Genomic DNA, 1,307 nt, shown 5'->3' with positions numbered 1-1,307 from the left:
GGGCAGGGGTGCTGCGGGTGAGAGATCTCGCCGAACTGCTCGATGCCGCCGAGACGATCGCGCGCTATTCGCCGCTTGAGCGGACCCGCGTCGGCATCGTCACCAACGGCGGCGGCGCCGGGGTCCTTGCGATCGACAAGCTGATCGACCGCGGAGGCGAATTGGCCGCGCTTTCACCGCTGACGATCGAGCGGCTGAACGGGGTTCTGCCGCCGACCTGGTCGCATGCAAACCCCGTCGACATCGTGGGCGATGCGGCACCGGAACGCTATCAAGCGGCGCTCGAAGCCTTGTCGGCGGATCCGGGAACGGACGTCATCCTGGTCATGAACTGTCCGACCGGGCTCGGTTCCTCGCCCGACGCGGCCAGGAAGGTGGCCGAGCTTGGCGATGAGGGCGAGATCGGAGGAAAGCCGCTCCTCGGCTGCTGGCTCGGCGAGCATACCGCGCGCGAAGGCCGGCGCATCCTGACGGAAGCCGGCATTGCGAGCTTCGAAACACCGGAGGATGCGGCGATCGCGGCGTCCTATCTCGGCGAATGGTCACGGGCCCAGCGGGCGCTCTTGCGGACTCCCTCGAGCCAGGACGGAGGCGCCGCCGACGGCAAGGCGACGGTGCATGCCATCTTCCGGCAAGTGGCAAGCGAAGGGCGGCGCATGCTGACCGAACCGGAAGCAAAGGCCGCGATCGCCGCCTATGGCATTCCGGTGCCCCGAACCGTTGTTGCCAACTCGACCCCCGAGGTGGCGGAGGCAGCCGGCCAGCTTCTCGAAAGCGCCGAGCGGGTGGTCGTCAAACTGCTGTCGAAGGCGGTCTCGCACAAGTCGGACGTCGGCGGCGTGGTGCTCGACATTGCGACCGCCGCGGAGGCCGGAGAGGCCGCGAAGTCGATCGAAACACGCCTGCGCGCACAGGCGCCGGGGACAAAGGCGGACGGATACACCGTGCAAACCATGGTCGTGCGCAAGCACGCGCAGGAGCTCATCTTGGGCATGAACCTGGACCCGATGTTCGGCCCGGTCCTGCTTTTTGGCGCCGGCGGCACGGCGGTCGAGGTTCTGAACGATACCGCCATTGCGCTGCCGCCGCTCGACGACGTGCTGGCCGGAGATCTGATCGACGCGACGCGAATAGGCCGCCTGCTCGCCGGCTATCGCGACCGCAAGCCGGCAGATCGTGCCGCGATCGTTGCCGCTCTGAACGGCTTGTCGCGGATGACCATCGACTTCCCTTGCCTGACCTCCCTGGACATCAATCCCCTGTTGGGCGATGCCGCGGGCGTGATTGCCCTGGACGCCCGCATCGAA

The 1,307-nt window shown here is 67.6% G+C and carries 1 protein-coding gene; it reads left to right on the top strand.

The annotated features are described in order from the left end of the window. Window positions 1-1,307, top strand: a 1,307-nt coding sequence (locus EOA29_RS36785; RefSeq protein WP_145970061.1) for an acetate--CoA ligase family protein, incomplete at both ends; no start/stop codon positions are given.

Source organism: Mesorhizobium sp. M1E.F.Ca.ET.063.01.1.1, assembly GCF_003998155.1.
In the GTDB taxonomy this organism is placed as follows: domain Bacteria; phylum Pseudomonadota; class Alphaproteobacteria; order Rhizobiales; family Rhizobiaceae; genus Mesorhizobium.
Note: the sequence above shows the minus strand (reverse complement) of the source record. Positions and strands in the feature narration are given on the sequence as shown.